We start from the raw sequence: 17060 nt of genomic DNA, 5'->3' as shown, positions 1-17060 counted from the left end.
AATGGTCGTTATAGCCTCTCCTAGAACCATTCGCAGGAGTTTTCCCAACCCGAATGGTCGTTATAGTCTTTCTTACAACCACCCGCCAGGAGTTTTCCATCCTGAATGATCGTTATAGCAATTCTTAGACCACGGAGGCCATCCATAATAAAAAAAACGCTGGCAATCGGTTGCGCAGCGTTGCAGTATTAAGATACGTATGAGCTAATTGTATCTTCCAGTCCTCGGCTTCCTATTTCCTCAATAAGCATTTCAATAAAGGTATCATCTAGCTTCAATAGAGTAGCCTTTTGGTAAGCTTCTATTAATTTTTCATCCGTCAGTTCCCATAAAGAAGATATAATGATCACCCCTTCGTTCGTTATGTTTCCCTAATTATAGCGGATTATGTTAGATGTCTGACAAGTTTTCTGTCGTTTTTTTCCAACAATAATATCGCAAATTCGACAAAAAACCACAATTGTCATTACGACAATTGTGGTTTTTTGGTTGGTATTCTTTTACAACGACGTTAATTTCTAATTTCCGAGAGAAACTTTCTTTTATCGTACTTCCACCCAGCCGTTCTTAATCGCAACGACAACGGCCTGAGTACGGTCGTTTACATTCATTTTCTGCAAGATGTTGCTTACATGGTTTTTAACCGTCTTTTCACTGATGAATAATGCTTCGCCGATGCCACGATTGCTTTTTCCATCAGCAAGGAGCTGAAGGACTTCGCATTCACGGCGTGTCAGCAAGTGTAACGGACGGCGGATTTCCACCTTCGATATGTACTTGTCCGATCCGTTCTCATCGGCTGAGAGACGGCGATATTCTTTTACAAGATTATGTGTGACGCGCGGGTGAAGATAAGAACCGCCATCTGCCACTACCTTGACTGCCTCGATTAGTGCATCTGCATCCATTTCTTTTAACAGATAGCCTGTTGCTCCTGTTCTTAGAGCATGGGTGACATAGTTTTCATCATCGTGTATTGAAAGAATGATGACTCTCGCTTCTGGATATTTCTGAATTAACTGACCAGTCGCCTCTACACCATTCGTAGTAGGCATATTGATATCCATGATGACTACATCTGGCTGGTACTGTTCAACAAGCTCGATCGCTTCGTTGCCATCGTCACCTTCTGCAACTACTTCAAATGATGGTTCGAAATCAAGGATCCTTTTTACCCCTTCTCTGAAAAGTTGATGGTCGTCAATAATAACAATCTTTGTTGTCATACTTTCGCCTCCCCAATGGCTTCTTTCTCTATTTTTGATTTTAGCTGGCAGCAATGCTGCGGTGGATGTTATGTCCGTTTATAGATTCAGCGGAACCTGGATAATCACTAATGTTCCGGCTCCTATTTTTGAGTGGATATCCAGCTCACCTTCAAGGAGTTCAACTCGTTCCCTGATTCCAAGGAGTCCAAATGACTCAGGTTTCTTATCATTGAGATCGAATCCTTGGCCGTCGTCCTTTATGACTGCCATCACATTATCCCGCTTGATTTCCAGCTTTACCTGGATCGTGGCTGCGTTCGCATGCTTGAGCGCATTTTGTACAGACTCTTGAATCATGCGGAACAATGCGACTTCATACTTGGTTGGCAGCCTTTTATCATCACCCAAATTGATAAACTGGATTCTAGTTGTCTTATGATACTCTTCGATTGTCTGTAAATATTTTTTGAGGGTAGGAACCAGACCTAAATCGTCAAGAGCCATTGGTCTCAAATCATAAATGATTCTTCGGACCTCATATAGCGCGGATCGGACCATTTTTTTCATATTGCGAATTTCAGTGATCGCCTCGCTCGCGCTTCGCTCTTTATAGATTTTTTCAATCAGGTCGGAACGCATCATGACATTCGCCATCATTTGCGCTGGACCATCATGTATTTCTCGAGACAGTCTTTTTCGTTCATCCTCTTGGGCTTCAATAATTTTCAGGCCGAAATCCTGTTTCTGCTTTGCTGTTTCAAGCGCTTCACCCATTTGCCTGATATCGCTCATCAAATAATTCATGACGACACTTATTTGGGAAACAAGATGGTCGGCCCGCTCAATCGTTTCATTTAAGCCAAGGAGTCTCCGTTCGAGGTCATCGCGTTTTTCCCGAAGCTGTTTTTCAGTCTGCCTGTTTAAGGTCAATTCCATTTGCAGCTTATGGGCGACTTCATATGATTCGCGCACCTGAACTTCCGTATAATCTTTAAAATGCTTACTCACTTCGGATAGCCGCTTTCTAGCTGTCCTCACCTGTGAATCCAAATGATCGCCCTCGTTGATGATTTGGGCAACCTTCCTTTTGATTTCTCTTAATTCATTTGTAATCGATTCATAATCCGAACGGCACTCTTCCGCGATTCGGAAGATTTCATCTTTGCTATTGCCAACGGTTTCAATCATTTTTTCTAGGATGTGATCGAGTGCTTTTGTATCAAACATTTTAATCGCCATTTAAAAAACTCCCCCAAGGGTGGCACTAAAGATATTTTAGCTTGAAACACGATTCGTTACTATTTTCAACAAGAAAATCATGCCAATTTCGTCAAAAATCGTCCGAAAGACATAGGATTGATTTTTCATTCTAAGTCTTATATCCTATTATTTTAGGAGTTAAACTCCATTTTTAAAATAAAAACATTTTTCCAAAAACGTTTCATAGACTCTGTTTACCCTGGTATGACCACTCACTATTATAACATTCAAACACATTTACAGTATTAAAGTTATATTACAATCATAAGACATCGATTGTCCCATGATTCTGGTAAACTTATAATGATTGTAGCACTTATTGCCATTAACGAATATAAGCACTGCGCCTAAAAGCTCATAGAGTCTATTGGGAAATTTTTAATAGAGAGAGGCGAGCCGATTGCTGCAAAACTATTTTACTGTAAAAGGATATGGAGAAAATGAAATCGAGATTCAGAAGTCCCGGTTCATTGCATATATAGATAGGGTGGAAACTGAGGAGGAAGCCCAGGAATTCATCCAGTCAATCAAGAAAAAGAACTGGAATGCCACGCACAATTGCTCCGCTTACCTGATTGGCGAGAACGACCAGATCCAGAAGGCAAATGATGATGGTGAGCCAAGCGGCACGGCCGGTGTACCGATTCTTGAGGTGTTAAAAAAGAAACACTTAAAGGATACCGTTGTGGTCATCACCCGCTACTTCGGCGGAATCAAATTGGGTGCTGGCGGACTGATTCGTGCATACGGAAAGGCAACGTCAGAAGGTCTGGCCGCCATTGGAATCGTGGAGCGCAAGCTGATGCGTATTATGCACACCACCATTGAGTACACCTGGCTCGGAAAAATCGAGAATGAACTAAGGTCATCTGTTTATCAGTTAAAAGAAATTCATTACCTTGATAAAGTTGAAATCGAAACATTTGTCGAAGAAACACAAACTGAGGTATTTAAGGAATGGATGGTCGAAATGACAAGCGGCCAATGTGACCTGCGCGAAGGCGAATTGCGGTACTTAGAAGATCAGGTTGCCAGATAAATTTAATGATTGAAATACTCAGTAATAAAAAATTCATTTTACGAAACACCGTAAAAATTGTAGAATTAAATTTGGCTTTCAAAAATATTCGTCTTATTTTTACAAAAAAGGAGCTCAAATATGTCTGTTGAAAGACGTTCACTTCAGAAAAAGCGAAAAAAGCGAAGAAGAATCGCATCTGTACTTATGTTCGTTATATTCTTCACTGTCCTTACTGCTGGTGGCTATGGAGCATTTTTATATAATAAAGCACAATCCGTCATTGACGATTCTTATAAACCGCTGGACCGTCAGTCCGGTAAGCGTGACAAACAAGTAAATCCTGATATTGATAATATTTCGATTCTGTTTGTCGGCATTGATGACAGCGAGGCACGTGATTTTAAATCAGCTTCAAGAACAGATGCCCTGATGCTCGCCACATTAAATGAAAAAGACAAATCCATCAAACTGCTAAGCATCCCACGTGATTCCCTTGTGTATATTCCAAGCAAAGGCTATGAAGATAAAATCAACCATGCTTACGGCAAGGGCGGGATTACTTCTACGATTGAAACAGTGGAAAACTTCCTGGATGTCCCTGTTGATTATTATGTTCAAATGAATTTCGAAGCATTCATAGATGTCGTTGATGCATTGGATGGGATAAAAGTCGAAGTTCCTTATGAACTGCATGAAAAAGATTCTAGGGATAAAAGCGGGGCGATTTACTTAAAGCCAGGCGTTCAAACGCTTGATGGTGAACAAGCGCTCGCATTGGCAAGAACGCGTAAACAAGACAGCGATATTTATCGAGGCAAAAGACAGCAGGAAATTTTAAAAGCAATCATGACAAAAGCTGCTTCTGCCAAATCAATCACTAAATACTCAGATGTAATGGAAGCAGTTGGCGACAATATGCAAACAGACTTATCATTCAGTGAAATGAAAGCATTGGTTGACTACGCAACGGCAGGTTCTAAGCTGAACGTTGAAACCATGTCACTTGAAGGTTCAGATGCGATGATCGACGGTGTGTACTATTACCAGTTGGATGAAGAGGCTCTTCAGCAAACCATACTCAATCTTAAAACTCACTTAAAGGTTTCCAGTGCAAGCGATGTGAACAAGATCGCTGAGAAGAATGGAGACGACGGTGTGGATCTAGAGGAAGAAGATTCGGAGTATATTTATACGGATGAAGAATAATTGTTTATAAAAAAGGACAGCTTAAAGGCTGTCCTTTTTATTTTGCTCATTTCCCCGAATTTTATGTTGGTTGGCTTTTTTTGCCAGCGTGCGTAGGCAACCTCGAGGAAACCTATTCAAAGTCCTGCTGGACAGCGGAACCAATGAGATCTAGGTGAAAAGTTTCTCGCGAGGAAACATTTGCACCCAACGCCGAGCAGCTCACCCCCTGCCCCGCGGAAAGCGAGCATCCTGGATAGGAAATATCACTTAATTAAAGAAATACAGTTTACCAAACAGTATGAGGGATAAAAAGTATTCCGCATTTATCTACTTAAAGGATGAATGATCACCTTGTTCCTAAACAAAAAAGCTGCCCCTGATTCCTCAGGAGCAGCTTTAAACTTTATCGATTTTTAACCGTAGAGTATCGTCTGACGAATTTCAGTAATGGACGGTGGTCCTTGCCCATTAATCCTACGCTTTCTGCGAACACTTCGATCAGAATCAGCAGGATGCCGACTACGACGAATGATCCCCATACTTTTGCCTGAGAGAAGATGATCGCTGTCAGGCCGAACATTGCCGCCATCGCATAAATCATCAGGACGGTCTGGCGGTGTGAGTAGCCAAGTCTCAGCAAGCAGTGATGCAAGTGTGATTTATCTGGTGCAGATAACGGTTTTTTATTAACGAATCTGCGAATGATCGCAAAAAATGTATCAGAAATCGGTACACCGAGGATAATAACAGGAACGATTAAAGAAATGACCGTTACGTTTTTGAATCCTAACAGTGAGAGTACTGCGATGATGAAGCCAAGGAATAAGGCTCCAGTGTCACCCATAAAGATTTTTGCCGGATGGAAATTGTAGAACAGGAATCCCAGTGTGCTTGCAAGCAATACAGATGCGATGGCAACCACGTAAAAGTTCCCCATAATCAATGCCATGAAGGCAATTGTGATTAATGCGATGGATGATACTCCAGCTGCAAGACCATCTAATCCATCAATCAAGTTAATGGCATTTGTGATTCCGACAATCCACAGGATCGTTAATGGAATGCTGAAGTAACCAAATTCGATCATTCCTCCAAATGGGAGGTTAATGAAGGAAACGAGCACGTCTCCCCAAACAACGACGACGGTTGCTGCTGCTAATTGGCCGCCAAGTTTTATTTTAGCGGAAAGCTCGAATAGATCATCGAAGATTCCGGTTAAAATAATGATGAAACTGCCAAGGACGATCGGCCAGTGATTTTCACTGCTTGGCTGAAGCACCAGCAAGCCGACGATGAAGCTAATATAAATTGCTAAACCTCCGAGACGAGGCATAATCTTTTGATGGACTTTTCGTTGATTCGGTTTATCGGTTGCCCCAATTTTAATGGCAAACCTTTTTACAAGCGGTGTGATCAATATGGAGGTAATAAAACAAATGAACATTGTCACATAAATCATGTTGGTCCTCCTTAATAAATAGCATAACCAATGCGGCTCTATTTTGAACATCTAATTGATGACTTTTTCGTTATTAATTAACAGTCGGCTTAAGGTGCCGGTTATTTATACAGCTTGGTTTCCTGAGCAACTGCTCAGATTACCACAAAATGCATTATAGCATAAGTAATGAAACTCTGAAACACCTAATATATGATTATATCGACAAATATCTCCAATGTCCTAGATTCATTTCCCGTTTTAACCATAAAAGAAACGCAAATCCAGAACTATTTCTGCCTCCTATACTTTTCGAATATAACTGCATGATTCAGTGGGTATGTAGCTCAATCTTTTAATTAGACGATTGAATTCCCAGAAAGGTTACCAAGATTAATAGAAAATTTTGACACACTGGCAAAACCTACTATTATAAGGAAATAAATGATATACTAGTAAACGAATTTGGATAAGGGAGCGTTAATGGATGCTGTCGATTTTAAAGAAGAAATTTGGCGATTCGAACGAAAAACGCCTAAAAAAATATAGAGATTTAGTCGAGCAGATCAATCAATTGGAATCAACGATTGAAAAGCTCTGTGATGATGAGCTGAAAAATAAAACGCTTTTCTTTAAGGAACAGCTTGCAAATGGGAAAACGGTTGATGATATCAAAGTCGAAGCATTCGCCGTAGTCCGCGAAGCTTCGAAACGTGTTCTTGGCATGCGCCATTATGACGTGCAGCTGATTGGCGGGCTAGTTTTAAATGATGGAAGTATCGCGGAAATGCCTACTGGTGAGGGAAAAACGTTAGTCGCCTCCCTGCCGAGCTACTTGAGGGCGCTTGAAGGCAAAGGCGTTCATGTCATTACGGTCAATGATTATCTGGCAGAACGTGACCGCAATCAGATTGGCAGAATCCATGAATTTCTTGGGCTGACAGTCGGATTGAATATCCCGATGATGGAGTCGGATGAAAAACAGGCAGCTTACCAGGCGGATATTACATATGGAATCGGAACCGAATTCGGCTTTGATTACTTGCGTGACAATATGGTCGCTAGCGTCGCACAGCGTGTACAGCGTCCGTACCATTTTGCGATTATTGATGAAATTGACAGTGTGCTGATCGATGAAGCGAAAACGCCATTGATCATCGCCGGAAAAATGGAATCAAGCGCAGACCTGCATTTTATTGCAGCAAGGCTGGCAAAGCGTTTTGTAAAAGACGTTGATTATTCATTTGACGAAGAAACAAAAGCAACGAGTCTGACCGATACGGGCATCAATAAAGTCGAGAAGGCTTTTGGCGTTGATAATCTGTATGACCTTGAACACCAGACGCTCTATCACTATGTGATCCAGGCAGTCCGTGCCCATGTCATGTTCGAACTTGATGTTGACTATATCGTCAAGGACGGCAAAATCATGCTTGTCGATATGTTCACTGGCAGGATCATGGAGGGGCGCACTATGTCTGACGGTTTGCATCAGGCTCTGGAGGCAAAAGAAGGCGTTGAGGTGACCGACGAAAATAAAACCCAGGCATCGATCACGGTTCAAAACTATTTCCGTATGTATCCAATGATGTCCGGTATGACGGGTACAGCAAAAACCGAAGAAAGCGAATTCCGCCAGGTGTATGGGATGGATGTCATTCAAATCCCAACGAACAAGCCTATTATCCGCGAAGATCTGGCTGATCTGGTTTTTGAAACGAAGGAACAGAAGTATACAGCTGTGACGAAAGAGGTCAAGGATCGCCATGCGAAAGGTCAGCCAGTCCTGATCGGGACCACTTCCATACTGCAATCTGAAAAGGTTGCCGAGTACCTTGACAAGGAAAACCTTTCGTATCAGCTATTGAATGCAAAGACGGTGGAGCAGGAAGTCCAGCTCATATCCCAGGCTGGTCAGCACGGCAGAATCACGATTGCCACAAATATGGCTGGACGCGGTACAGACATCCTTCTAGGTGAAGGCGTTGCCGAATTAGGCGGCCTCCATGTCATCGGTACGGAAAGGCACGAGAGCAGACGCGTTGACAATCAGTTGAAAGGCCGTTCGGGGCGCCAGGGCGACCTGGGGTCTTCCCAATTTCTCATTTCGATTGAGGATGACATGTTCAGGCGCTTTGCCCAGGAAGATTTGGAGAAGCTGAAGCCGACAATTGAAACGGATGCTGCTGGCATAATCCAAAACAAGAAGATTACTGAATTTGTTAACCGGACCCAGCGGATTGTGGAAGGCGCGAACTTCTCGATGCGCGAGTACAATCTGAAGCTCGATGACGTCATTAATGAGCAGCGGACCGTTATCTATACTCTTCGGAACCGAGTACTAGAAGAGGAAGATCAAATTTCGATTATTTTACCGCTTGTGGATAAAACGGTTGATCATTTAATAGATAAGTATTGTATTGAAGATGAAATTCCAGAGAATTGGCCTTTGAAGGAACTTAAGGAAGAATTGGATCAATTCCTCCCTGGTGCGACAATGGAGTTCCCGGACGAGAATTTTGACCGCAGGGTTGTTGCAAAAATAGCTTCTGAACACGTCGCAGAATTTAAAGAAAAAGCGGATGGTTTCCGCAGTCATGTTCAACTCCAGGACGCGCTAAAAGGAGCTAATACCTTTGTGATCGATCGCAACTGGATCAGGCACTTAGAAAACATGGGCAGATTGAAGGAAGGCATCGGCATGCGCCATTATCAGCAGGAAGATCCGATGCGTCTCTATCAAAAGGAAGGCCTCGAACTTTTTGAAATGGCCTATTATAAGATCTCCAAAGAGATTTGCATCCAGACTGCGCAGCTCATGATTATGTCCGAATCTCAGGAATAGGAGGATAATGCATATGTTTTCTTTTTTCAAAAAAAATAAAAAAGACATAGTGAAAAAACAGGGCGAAGATACTGTCATTCCTTCAAAAGAACTAGTAGATGATGAAGGTGTTGCACAAGAGCAGGAAGTCTATACAGAGCTATCCATTCACCCTTCGATGAATGTGCCATTGGAAACCCAGTATGTCCTGCGTTTCCTTAATAATGAACTTCCTCCTTTAAAGCCAAACCAGGTTTCACTTTCAGGCATTGAGCTGCGAGCTGAAGAGGATCAGTTAATTGTTTCGGCGTTTGTCCGCAATAGTGTTTCCAAGGGAATCCGTCTAGCTGAATCTTCCATTTTGCTGATTGGACCAAACGGAGAACACCTGGCGCGCAAGAGATTCGATTTAGCTGAGCTTGGAGAAATCCCTGCAAAAAGCAGCAGACCATGGCATTTCAATTTTCATCTGAGTGATGTGATTTCCGCCGAAATCCCTTCCGAGGGCTGGAAGCTTGCTTTCGAAATTAAAGCACCCCACCGTCTTGACCTGGATGCTTCATGGGAGAACGCTCTTCCTGTTGAGGAAAAAGAAAAGCTCGTCCAGATGGTTGAATCCCTTGGTGCTCCAAAAGAGGGCGAAGTAAATTTCCTTGGCTTGCAGGCCAGGAAAAATGAAGATAGCGGCTTAAGTGTCACCATCCTGATCCGCAATGGAAACGATAAGAATATCCAGCTTCATCAGCTGCCGCTGCAGGTTGAGGATGCTTCTGGAGAAATAGTGGCAAAAGGCGGATTCGCATTGGACCAGTTTGAAGTTAAAGCCAACACAAGCAAGCCTTGGACCTTTATTTTCCCTAGAGAACTAGTGCTTGCGGAAGATCCGGACTTTTCCAGATGGAAGGTACAGATTGTTGAGCAGAAGGAAACGGTGTAACTGGGTTGTTTTGGGAAACGATCCGGAGTCAATCAATCAAATATGAACAAGCAAAAAAAATCCGGGTTCTCTTAATGAGACCCGGATTTTAATTTATTCTCATGCAGCTGCGATATTAAAAAAAGGCTCTGTTAAAGCTGAATGTTAATTTTAAACTCTGTTGATTGTAGTGGAAGGAACGCAGACTCCTCCGAAAATGCTAACGCATTTCCATCGTGCGTGGGCAGACCCGAGGAAGCTATTCAGTGTCCTGCGGGCGCAGCTGGTCAGGTGAGACCCCGCAGATGCGAAGCGACGAGGAGGCTCCGCGCCAGCCCCGCGGAAAGCGAAGCGCCTGGAACGAAAATCAGCAGCCTTGTTTAACAAAGCCTAAAAAAAAACGAAGAGTACCTGCTTTTGACAGGTACTCTCCATCGGCCATAACCAACCCTTGCACATTTGAAAATCACAAAACAGGAATTGTGCTACACTCCTATTTTACCACGTTGGCATCTTTATACAAGGATAAAATAAGAAAAGTTGTCATATTTAAGCAGTTATTTTAAATCTTTCCTTACAAGGATATCTTTTCAAAATTGGGAGAATCTTTTGTATTTTTTGGATATTTATTGAGTCTTAAAGATTACGTTTTTTCCATTAAGCAAAAACAGGAGAGTGCTAAAGACTCTCCTGTTTTACAGTATCTTACTTCATGTAAACTTTCAACTTGTAAGGCTTGATAGAAGAGCTTCCGTGGAAGTCTGTAATCTTGACCTGATAGGTTCCTTTTTTCAGGGAAGCGGATAGGACTTCTGCATCACCTTCAGGATAGAAGTCAGCAGATGAAATCAGTTTTCCATTTTGATACAGCTCGATCGTGCCATCGGTTTCAATGGAGCCTTCCAGCTTGATGACACCGGATGCGTTGCGATCAAGTGTGAATGTGTACCAATCCTCATCGCCGAACGACAATCCTGAATTGAAATTGCCTTTCGACTCCCAGGTGTTTGCAGTCAGCTTCTTCATTTTTACAGGGTTGGAAGCTTTGTTGTTCGTCACCTTGTTGCCTGCATCTTCATCCTTCGTGTTGGCTGCAGCGATCGTCAATTTATAAGGCATCAAGGTAAGCGGCGTGCTGCTTTCCGGCCAGCCTGCAGCTACGATGATGTAATTGCTGCCTTTCTTAGCCTTGAAGGAGCCAAATGTATAGCCTCCATATACGCCTTTTTCAATATATTGAGCAAGATTGTATTCTGCTTCATCCAGCTTTCGGTTCTTGTTCTTATCCTCAATGATTTGGACAAAACCGTAGAATGGACTGACGATTTCCTTCGGAAGTCTGCTCAATTCCTTCGTAAGGGCTCCTCGCTCCATCGTTACACCATACACCTGGCTTGCTTTAGCCTGGAAGTAGAATACATCCTGATCATTCGGCATGCCAAAGTTCCCTTGAACGACTGAACCAGGAAGGTCTTTTACCTTCTCGAGCTTGTCATTGTCCTCGTATTTATCCATCACATTCTTCGTTACTAGCTTTGAATTGAATGAGTATGGATTGAAGCTGATCTGATTCTGCATATAATCGTTGTTGAGCTTAATGAAATACTTCTCGCCTTTTTTAAGGCCAGTGTATACTTTCGTTCCCAAACCGTTGCTGTACATATCCCAAGTAACATTCGTTCCGATATAGTTCAGCCACTGTAACTCTTCACCATCATCATTCTTGTCGGTTTCAAGCTTATAAATTTCAAACCACGGGATATTGCCAGATTTGCTGAGTGTGAATTCGTATACCCCTGTTTCCTGCGGGCTGAGTGCGAACCAGTCCTCATCTTCGAACGTAGCTAAGTAGCCGTCAGCACGCTTGCCGATGGAGTACGGACGTGCGTTTTCCTGTACCATCATCAAGTATTCCAGCCCAGGATTCTCTTCATGGGCTGCTTTATAGGAAGAAGCAATTTTAATCCTCTGCTGTTCAAGCTTCCCTTCTGCATAATCCTCCATGCCATCTTCAGGCATAGGCTGCTCTTCTTCCATATAAGGGAGATTATCTTCATCAGCCGGCATTACTTTTCCCGTAATGCTGAACATGTATGGGACCAGCGAACTTTCTGGCTTGCTTGTATCCATGAACATATCAAAGCCATAGAAGAACTCATACATTCCATAGTAATTGCTCGGTTTATTCGTTACTTTCACAGCGTAAGTCATTCCTGGTTCCGCTGTAAAGGTCAAGGCTTCACCTTCACTTGTTCCGCCGTTATTGGAATAGTACATCGGCTCCATTTCTTCGCCATGGTCACCTTCATGGGCAGCTTGATATTCTCCTTTTGCAGGGTCTTCACCTTCTGGCAATCCTTCACCTTCTGGCATTTCCCCTCCAACCGGCATCAGCATTTCCGCAGGGTAAACGCTGATTGCCGAGTTCTCACCCGGAACCTCACTCACTTCAAGTTTTACGAGCTGGCGTTCTTCAACCGAGAAGGTGAAGTAATCATCATCACTGCCGTCTCTGCCTGTAAAAGTCAGCGGGTGTTCGTCCGTGCTAAAAGGAAGTGCTTCGATTACGACCGGATTCTCCAGATCGGAGTCATCTGTTAAGTAGCCTGTCATTTTATTGACTTGCAGCGTATATTTGGAAAGCTTTTTTGCAGAGTCGTCATAGTTGGCATTTACGTCTTTAACGCCAACTGCAAGCACACCATCTGCAGGTGCTGTAAATAGCTTTCCTTCTGCCTTGCCTTCTCGGACTTTATTGATTTCGTGGATTCGTTTTGTGCTCGCAGAAGTGAAACGCATCATCATTTTGTAATCGTATTTAGAGGATCCAGATAAAACGGCCTGGATATTGTCTCCCTTTTTAACGTTGAACTTGATCCATTTTTCCTCTGATGGCTTGGTAATGGCATCTGTAAATAATGCCTGCTTATCCACTTTTACAGATTTGGCGCTCGCAAAAATCTCTTTTTCCGTCAGCTTCTTTTTAACCAGTGCCGGCAATTTCTTCAGGTCAAATTGAAGTGCTTTGACAGGGTTCACTAGACCGTTGCCAAATTTAACGTCAAAGCCTTTTTCGCCAAGGTCGTCCGCACTGTGCTCGAGTATGTACTCAACCTGCGGAGGTGTAAGGCTTGGATATTTCGACAGCAGCAATGCAGCTGCTCCGGCAACGACTGGCGATGCCATGGACGTGCCGCTCATTTTCCGGAAGCTTGATAGCTTCTCTGGTTCGTAGATAGTACTGTATACTTCTTCTCCAGGCGCTACGATATCAACCGATGGGCCAAAAGAAGAATAGCTTGATAGTTTTTTATATTTATTGGTAGATCCGACGCTGATGACGCCCTCATAGCCTGCGGGATAGTTTGTCCAATCGTTGGCATCGTTTCCTGCTGCCGCTACGATCACAACATTCCTGGCTACTGCCTGCTTGACTGCTTCTTCAATGACTGGTGATGGCATCGGTCCGCCAAGACTCATATTGATGACCTTCGCGCCGCTTCTCACAGCTTCAAGAATTCCTTCGGCAATGGCGTAATCGCTCGCACCCCAGCCGCGGTCAAATACATCGATAGAAAGAATGTCGGCATCCGTTGCAACGCCATAGCCGCCGATTCCATTATCTTTTTTAGCCGCGATGATTCCAGCTACGTGTGTGCCATGTGAATCGGCTATTCCCGGGCTGATCGGATTGACTGTATTTTTGCTGGATAGAATCTTCCCTTTTAAATCTGGGTGATTGCGGTCAATGCCTGTGTCAATCACAGCAACCTTGACTTTATTTTTGCCAGCCAGCTTTTGAGCCTTGGCGATTTGCAGCTGTGTCAGATGATACTGCTCTCCCGCCTTCGGGTCGCTGAAGCCTAGCTGCTGATATAAGACAGATGGAGTGACGGAAACAACTTTATCTAGCTGCTGGTATTTTGAAATGACGGTATGCAAATTCTGCTTGTCCTTCACTTTTACAACAGCGTAATTCAATCCAGAGACCTGACGGATCAGAGTTCCTCCCAATCTCTTATGCTCTGAAGCTGTCAGAGGCTTCTGGTACTTGATGACCAAAGTATCTTCACTCAGCGGTGACTTTTTCTGATCCATCTTTTGCTGAAGCAACGGTGAATTGACCGAAACTGCGGATATCCCCACATGCTTTCCAGCAGTCGTTTTCGCAAATACTGCCCCTCCTGGCACGAACGCCGTGCCTGCAACCAGGCTAGCACTTACACCAATCGAAACGAGGTTCTTCTTCCATTTCCCCACGTTCTCTCCCCCTGTCTTTCTCTCATTGGAATACATATCCAATTTACATACTACTTTTTTTAGAAGATTTTTACAACTAATAACGTGACCGTAATTCTAGCAACAGACGACAAAGAAGTTGTTGAAATTTAGGGGATTTTAGGTTGAGGGATTGCTAGTGTTACCTAAAATAAAACGCAAAAAAAATGGCCGCCTCAAACTGGCAGCCATTTTACTAGTTATTGCTATTGCTCGCGGTCAGCGGTTGTTCTTTTAATTGGTCGTAGGAGAAATTCTTAAGCTGAGCAGAGAATCTCGCTACTTTTTCCTTATATTCTTTTTCCGACTGGATTGGCTTGGTTGTTGCCATTTCTTCCAGCAGCTGGTCGTTAATATAAGGGAAGTAATGGGAACGATCCATGTAATTACCGACGTTAAAGGTAATCTCTGCATTGTCCTGGAAATCATAGACTTCCGTGTTCTTGTGGTTACTCAATTCTTTAAAAACCTCAAGTTTAGTCTGCAGACGGTCCTCGTTGATTTCAGGTTTTTTAAACTGGATGCTCATATGCCTTGCAATCGGATATGGTGCATAGAAGAAGGTAAACTTTGTATCCGGATTGTCCTCTACCATTTTAAGCATATTGGCCTTGAAGCTATTCATATAAACTTCCAGCTTGTGTGCTTCAGGAGGAGGTGGCTCTACTCCCTCTAACTCTTTTTTCAATTTCTCTACCGTTAAAGGCGGTCGCTTTTCTCCAAACTTATAAAAAGTATAGGGATCCGCATTAGGATTTACCAGATCCTGATTTTTCATTTGGTAATCAATCTTTTTGATGGCGTCATAGCTAAGCAAATATGGAAGATCGTTGGCGATGTTGCGGTCGTAGAGAAATTCCGGAAAAGTTGCATCGATACGGTCCGGTTCTCCAGCGAGAGAATCATAATTGATTTCCCAGAATACATGCTTTATTTTATGTGACTTCATCGCAAGTTCAACGGCCTTTCTTTGCTCCCTTGCAGAGGAACCAGAAATGGTCGCATTATAAGATTTGGTATTATAGCTTTCATCTATTTTTTCTTCTTTAAAATTATGGCCCATGGATGTGCCGACAAAAATCGTTTCGAATTCCAGATTCCTGATCATTCCTGGAATTTGGTAGCGCATATTAAAGTTTTTCGTGAATGTCCGTTTGTAGATTCCCCCCTTATGATAGTAAACATAAGGGTCGCTCATATACACGAACCCAGCAATGAGGACAAGCGCTGCTGCGAAGACGATGAAAAACTTAAGAACAAACTTCTTATAGATAGGCTCCACTTGCAGAACTCCTTTGGAAATTAAAAGTTAAAATACAGGAACTCGGAGACTTTACCGAGCTGTAAGATGGATACAATGGAAATTAACACGATAAATAACATATTTAAATTATTTGGTTTGAAACGGTCCAGCATTTCGAATGAATTTTTCCTGAATGTAACGACGATCAAGCCTAATACAATCAATAGGACGCTTGTTGATGTAAAGAGCATCGGGCCGTCTGGAAGCAAGCTGACATTGAATATTGGCTCGAGAACTCTTGCTACGCGTGTTGGCAGCTCGATTTTACCCATACCGAACATCGCTTTCAGGATGGCAATGGCTTGAGCGAATGTTTCAGCTCTGAACAAGACCCATGCTGCGTTCACGAACTGGAATGTGATGAACCACGCCAGCCATTTCGGCATCTTGTAGCCGCGCTTGCTCCACCAGCGATAAATAACGGATGCAAGGCCATGCAGGAAGCCCCAGAGAACGAACGTCCAGCCGGCACCGTGCCAGAAGCCGCTGACCATGAAAATGATCATGATGTTGATGTATGTCCTTGATGGACTGATTCTGCTTCCGCCAAGCGGAATGTAAATATATTGAGTTAGAAAGCGGCTGAGCGTAATATGCCAGCGGCGCCAGAAATCCTGGATATTGAGCGCTTTGTATGGCGAATTGAAGTTGATTGGCAGCCTGATGTTGAACAATAATGCCGCACCAACCGCCATGTCGCAATATCCGCTGAAGTCGAAGTACAGCTGGAATGTATAAGATAAGGAAGCAATCCAGGCTTCGACGACGTTCAGATCGAATGCGTTTTTAAAGCCGTCATTCGCCCAAACGGAGAACGTATCGGCAATCATGACCTTTTTGAAAAGGCCGATTCCGAAAATATATAGGCCGAGTGAGATGTTTTTTGCATTCATTCGTGAGTTTTCATTATGGAATTGTGACATTACCTCTTTGTGATGGACAATCGGACCGGCAATCAACTGCGGGAAAAAGATAACGAACAGCATATATTCGTCAAAACGATACCCTTTCGTTTCATATCGGAAGCTATCCACCAGGTACGCGATCTGCTGGAATGTAAAAAAGCTGATCGCCAGCGGAAGAGCCAGATGAAGCAGCGGGAAATCCGCTTTTGCCACAGCATTCACTGTAGAAAGGAAGAAATCGGTGTATTTATAATAGCCGAGTAAAATGACATTGAATACGATGCCGATTGTCAGGACAATTCGCCGCTTTTTTAAATGGTCGCTATTACCCAAGAAGGTACCAACGCCGTAGTTAACTACAACCGACGTGAGAATGAGCGGAAGATAGCTGATATTCCACCAGCTGTAGAAGATCAAAGATCCTAACACCAGTGAAATCTTAGCCAGCCGCGATTGGCCCGCATACTGAAGCGCAAAATATATAATGAAAGAAGCCGGAAGGAAAAAGAAAATAAATTCATATGAATTAAATAACACAGTACACGCACCCTCATTAAAATTATTTACTGCACAATTATACATAAATTAGCGAACCTTGTCATTACAGGCCGGAATATGTAGAATCTGCCAAGCTCCACTTTAACGCGTCAATGCATTGGGGGTCAGACCCCCAGCGCTGTGACGCGGTAAACTGCCGGGGGTCTGACCCCCGGCGCGTT

At 43.2% G+C, this 17060-nt stretch carries 11 protein-coding genes; 4 read left to right on the top strand and 7 right to left on the bottom strand.

Going from position 1 to position 17060, the window contains the following annotated elements; all coding sequences use genetic code 11:
* Positions 1-188: 188 nt before the first annotated feature.
* The 3 genes from sda to V7201_RS19710 form a co-directional block, all read right to left on the bottom strand.
* On the bottom strand, positions 189-350 hold the full coding sequence (sda, locus tag V7201_RS23270) for a sporulation histidine kinase inhibitor Sda (RefSeq protein ID WP_423408255.1): 162 nt from the start codon (positions 348-350) through the stop codon (positions 189-191).
* Positions 351-542: 192 nt separating this feature from the next.
* Entirely contained in the window at positions 543-1226 is a 684-nt protein-coding gene (locus V7201_RS19715; RefSeq protein ID WP_335378476.1) for a response regulator transcription factor, read from the bottom strand.
* Between the two features lie 78 nt (positions 1227-1304).
* A complete protein-coding gene (locus V7201_RS19710; RefSeq protein ID WP_335378475.1) occupies positions 1305-2447 on the bottom strand; it encodes a sensor histidine kinase in 1143 nt (380 codons plus the stop codon).
* Between the two features lie 421 nt (positions 2448-2868).
* On the opposite strand from V7201_RS19710, the gene V7201_RS19705 reads away from it, so the two are divergent.
* Positions 2869-3507, top strand: coding sequence for a YigZ family protein (locus tag V7201_RS19705; protein ID WP_335378474.1), 639 nt, complete (start codon positions 2869-2871; stop codon positions 3505-3507).
* Between the two features lie 120 nt (positions 3508-3627).
* Complete coding sequence (locus tag V7201_RS19700) at positions 3628-4695, top strand: LCP family protein (RefSeq protein WP_335378473.1); 1068 nt, start codon at positions 3628-3630, stop codon at positions 4693-4695.
* Between the two features lie 385 nt (positions 4696-5080).
* On the opposite strand, the gene V7201_RS19695 is transcribed toward V7201_RS19700, so the two are convergent.
* The gene (locus V7201_RS19695; RefSeq protein WP_335378472.1) at positions 5081-6136 is read right to left on the bottom strand and encodes a glycosyltransferase family 4 protein; all 1056 of its coding nucleotides are present in this window, start codon (positions 6134-6136) and stop codon (positions 5081-5083) included.
* A 466-nt stretch (positions 6137-6602) separates the two neighbouring features.
* Here V7201_RS19695 and secA2 point away from each other — a divergent pair, with 466 nt between their 5' ends.
* Both secA2 and V7201_RS19685 read left to right on the top strand, forming a co-directional pair.
* Positions 6603-8960, top strand: a complete 2358-nt coding sequence (secA2, locus tag V7201_RS19690) for an accessory Sec system translocase SecA2 (RefSeq protein WP_335378471.1) — start codon at positions 6603-6605, stop codon at positions 8958-8960.
* A gap of 13 nt (positions 8961-8973) precedes the next feature.
* Positions 8974-9876 (top strand): accessory Sec system S-layer assembly protein, encoded by a 903-nt coding sequence (locus V7201_RS19685; protein ID WP_335378470.1) that lies wholly within the window; start codon positions 8974-8976, stop codon positions 9874-9876.
* Positions 9877-10560: 684 nt separating this feature from the next.
* Here V7201_RS19685 and V7201_RS19680 read toward each other — a convergent pair.
* The 3 genes from V7201_RS19680 to V7201_RS19670 form a co-directional block, all read right to left on the bottom strand.
* On the bottom strand, positions 10561-14115 hold the full coding sequence (locus V7201_RS19680; RefSeq protein WP_335378469.1) for a S8 family peptidase: 3555 nt from the start codon (positions 14113-14115) through the stop codon (positions 10561-10563).
* 214 nt (positions 14116-14329) lie between these two features.
* Positions 14330-15415, bottom strand: a complete 1086-nt coding sequence (locus tag V7201_RS19675; RefSeq protein WP_335378468.1) for a hypothetical protein — start codon at positions 15413-15415, stop codon at positions 14330-14332.
* A 20-nt stretch (positions 15416-15435) separates the two neighbouring features.
* Positions 15436-16878 carry an MBOAT family O-acyltransferase gene (locus V7201_RS19670; protein WP_335378467.1) on the bottom strand — a complete coding sequence of 481 codons (1443 nt, stop codon included), beginning with the start codon at positions 16876-16878 and terminating at the stop codon, positions 15436-15438.
* Positions 16879-17060 lie beyond the last annotated feature (182 nt).

It is taken from the genome of Bacillus sp. JJ1122 (genome assembly GCF_036964885.1).
Classification (GTDB): domain Bacteria; phylum Bacillota; class Bacilli; order Bacillales; family Cytobacillaceae; genus Mesobacillus.
Note: the sequence above shows the minus strand (reverse complement) of the source record. Positions and strands in the feature narration are given on the sequence as shown.

Excerpts from the sequence above, each read along its gene's own strand:
- V7201_RS19710 (WP_335378475.1), bottom strand. The coding sequence starts at position 2,447 with ATGGCGATTAAAATGTTTGATACAAAAGCACTCGATCACATCCTAGAA.
- V7201_RS19715 (WP_335378476.1), bottom strand. The coding sequence starts at position 1,226 with ATGACAACAAAGATTGTTATTATTGACGACCATCAACTTTTCAGAGAA.
- secA2 (WP_335378471.1), top strand. The coding sequence starts at position 6,603 with ATGCTGTCGATTTTAAAGAAGAAATTTGGCGATTCGAACGAAAAACGC.
- V7201_RS19685 (WP_335378470.1), top strand. The coding sequence starts at position 8,974 with ATGTTTTCTTTTTTCAAAAAAAATAAAAAAGACATAGTGAAAAAACAG.
- V7201_RS19700 (WP_335378473.1), top strand. The coding sequence starts at position 3,628 with ATGTCTGTTGAAAGACGTTCACTTCAGAAAAAGCGAAAAAAGCGAAGA.
- V7201_RS19695 (WP_335378472.1), bottom strand. The coding sequence starts at position 6,136 with ATGATTTATGTGACAATGTTCATTTGTTTTATTACCTCCATATTGATC.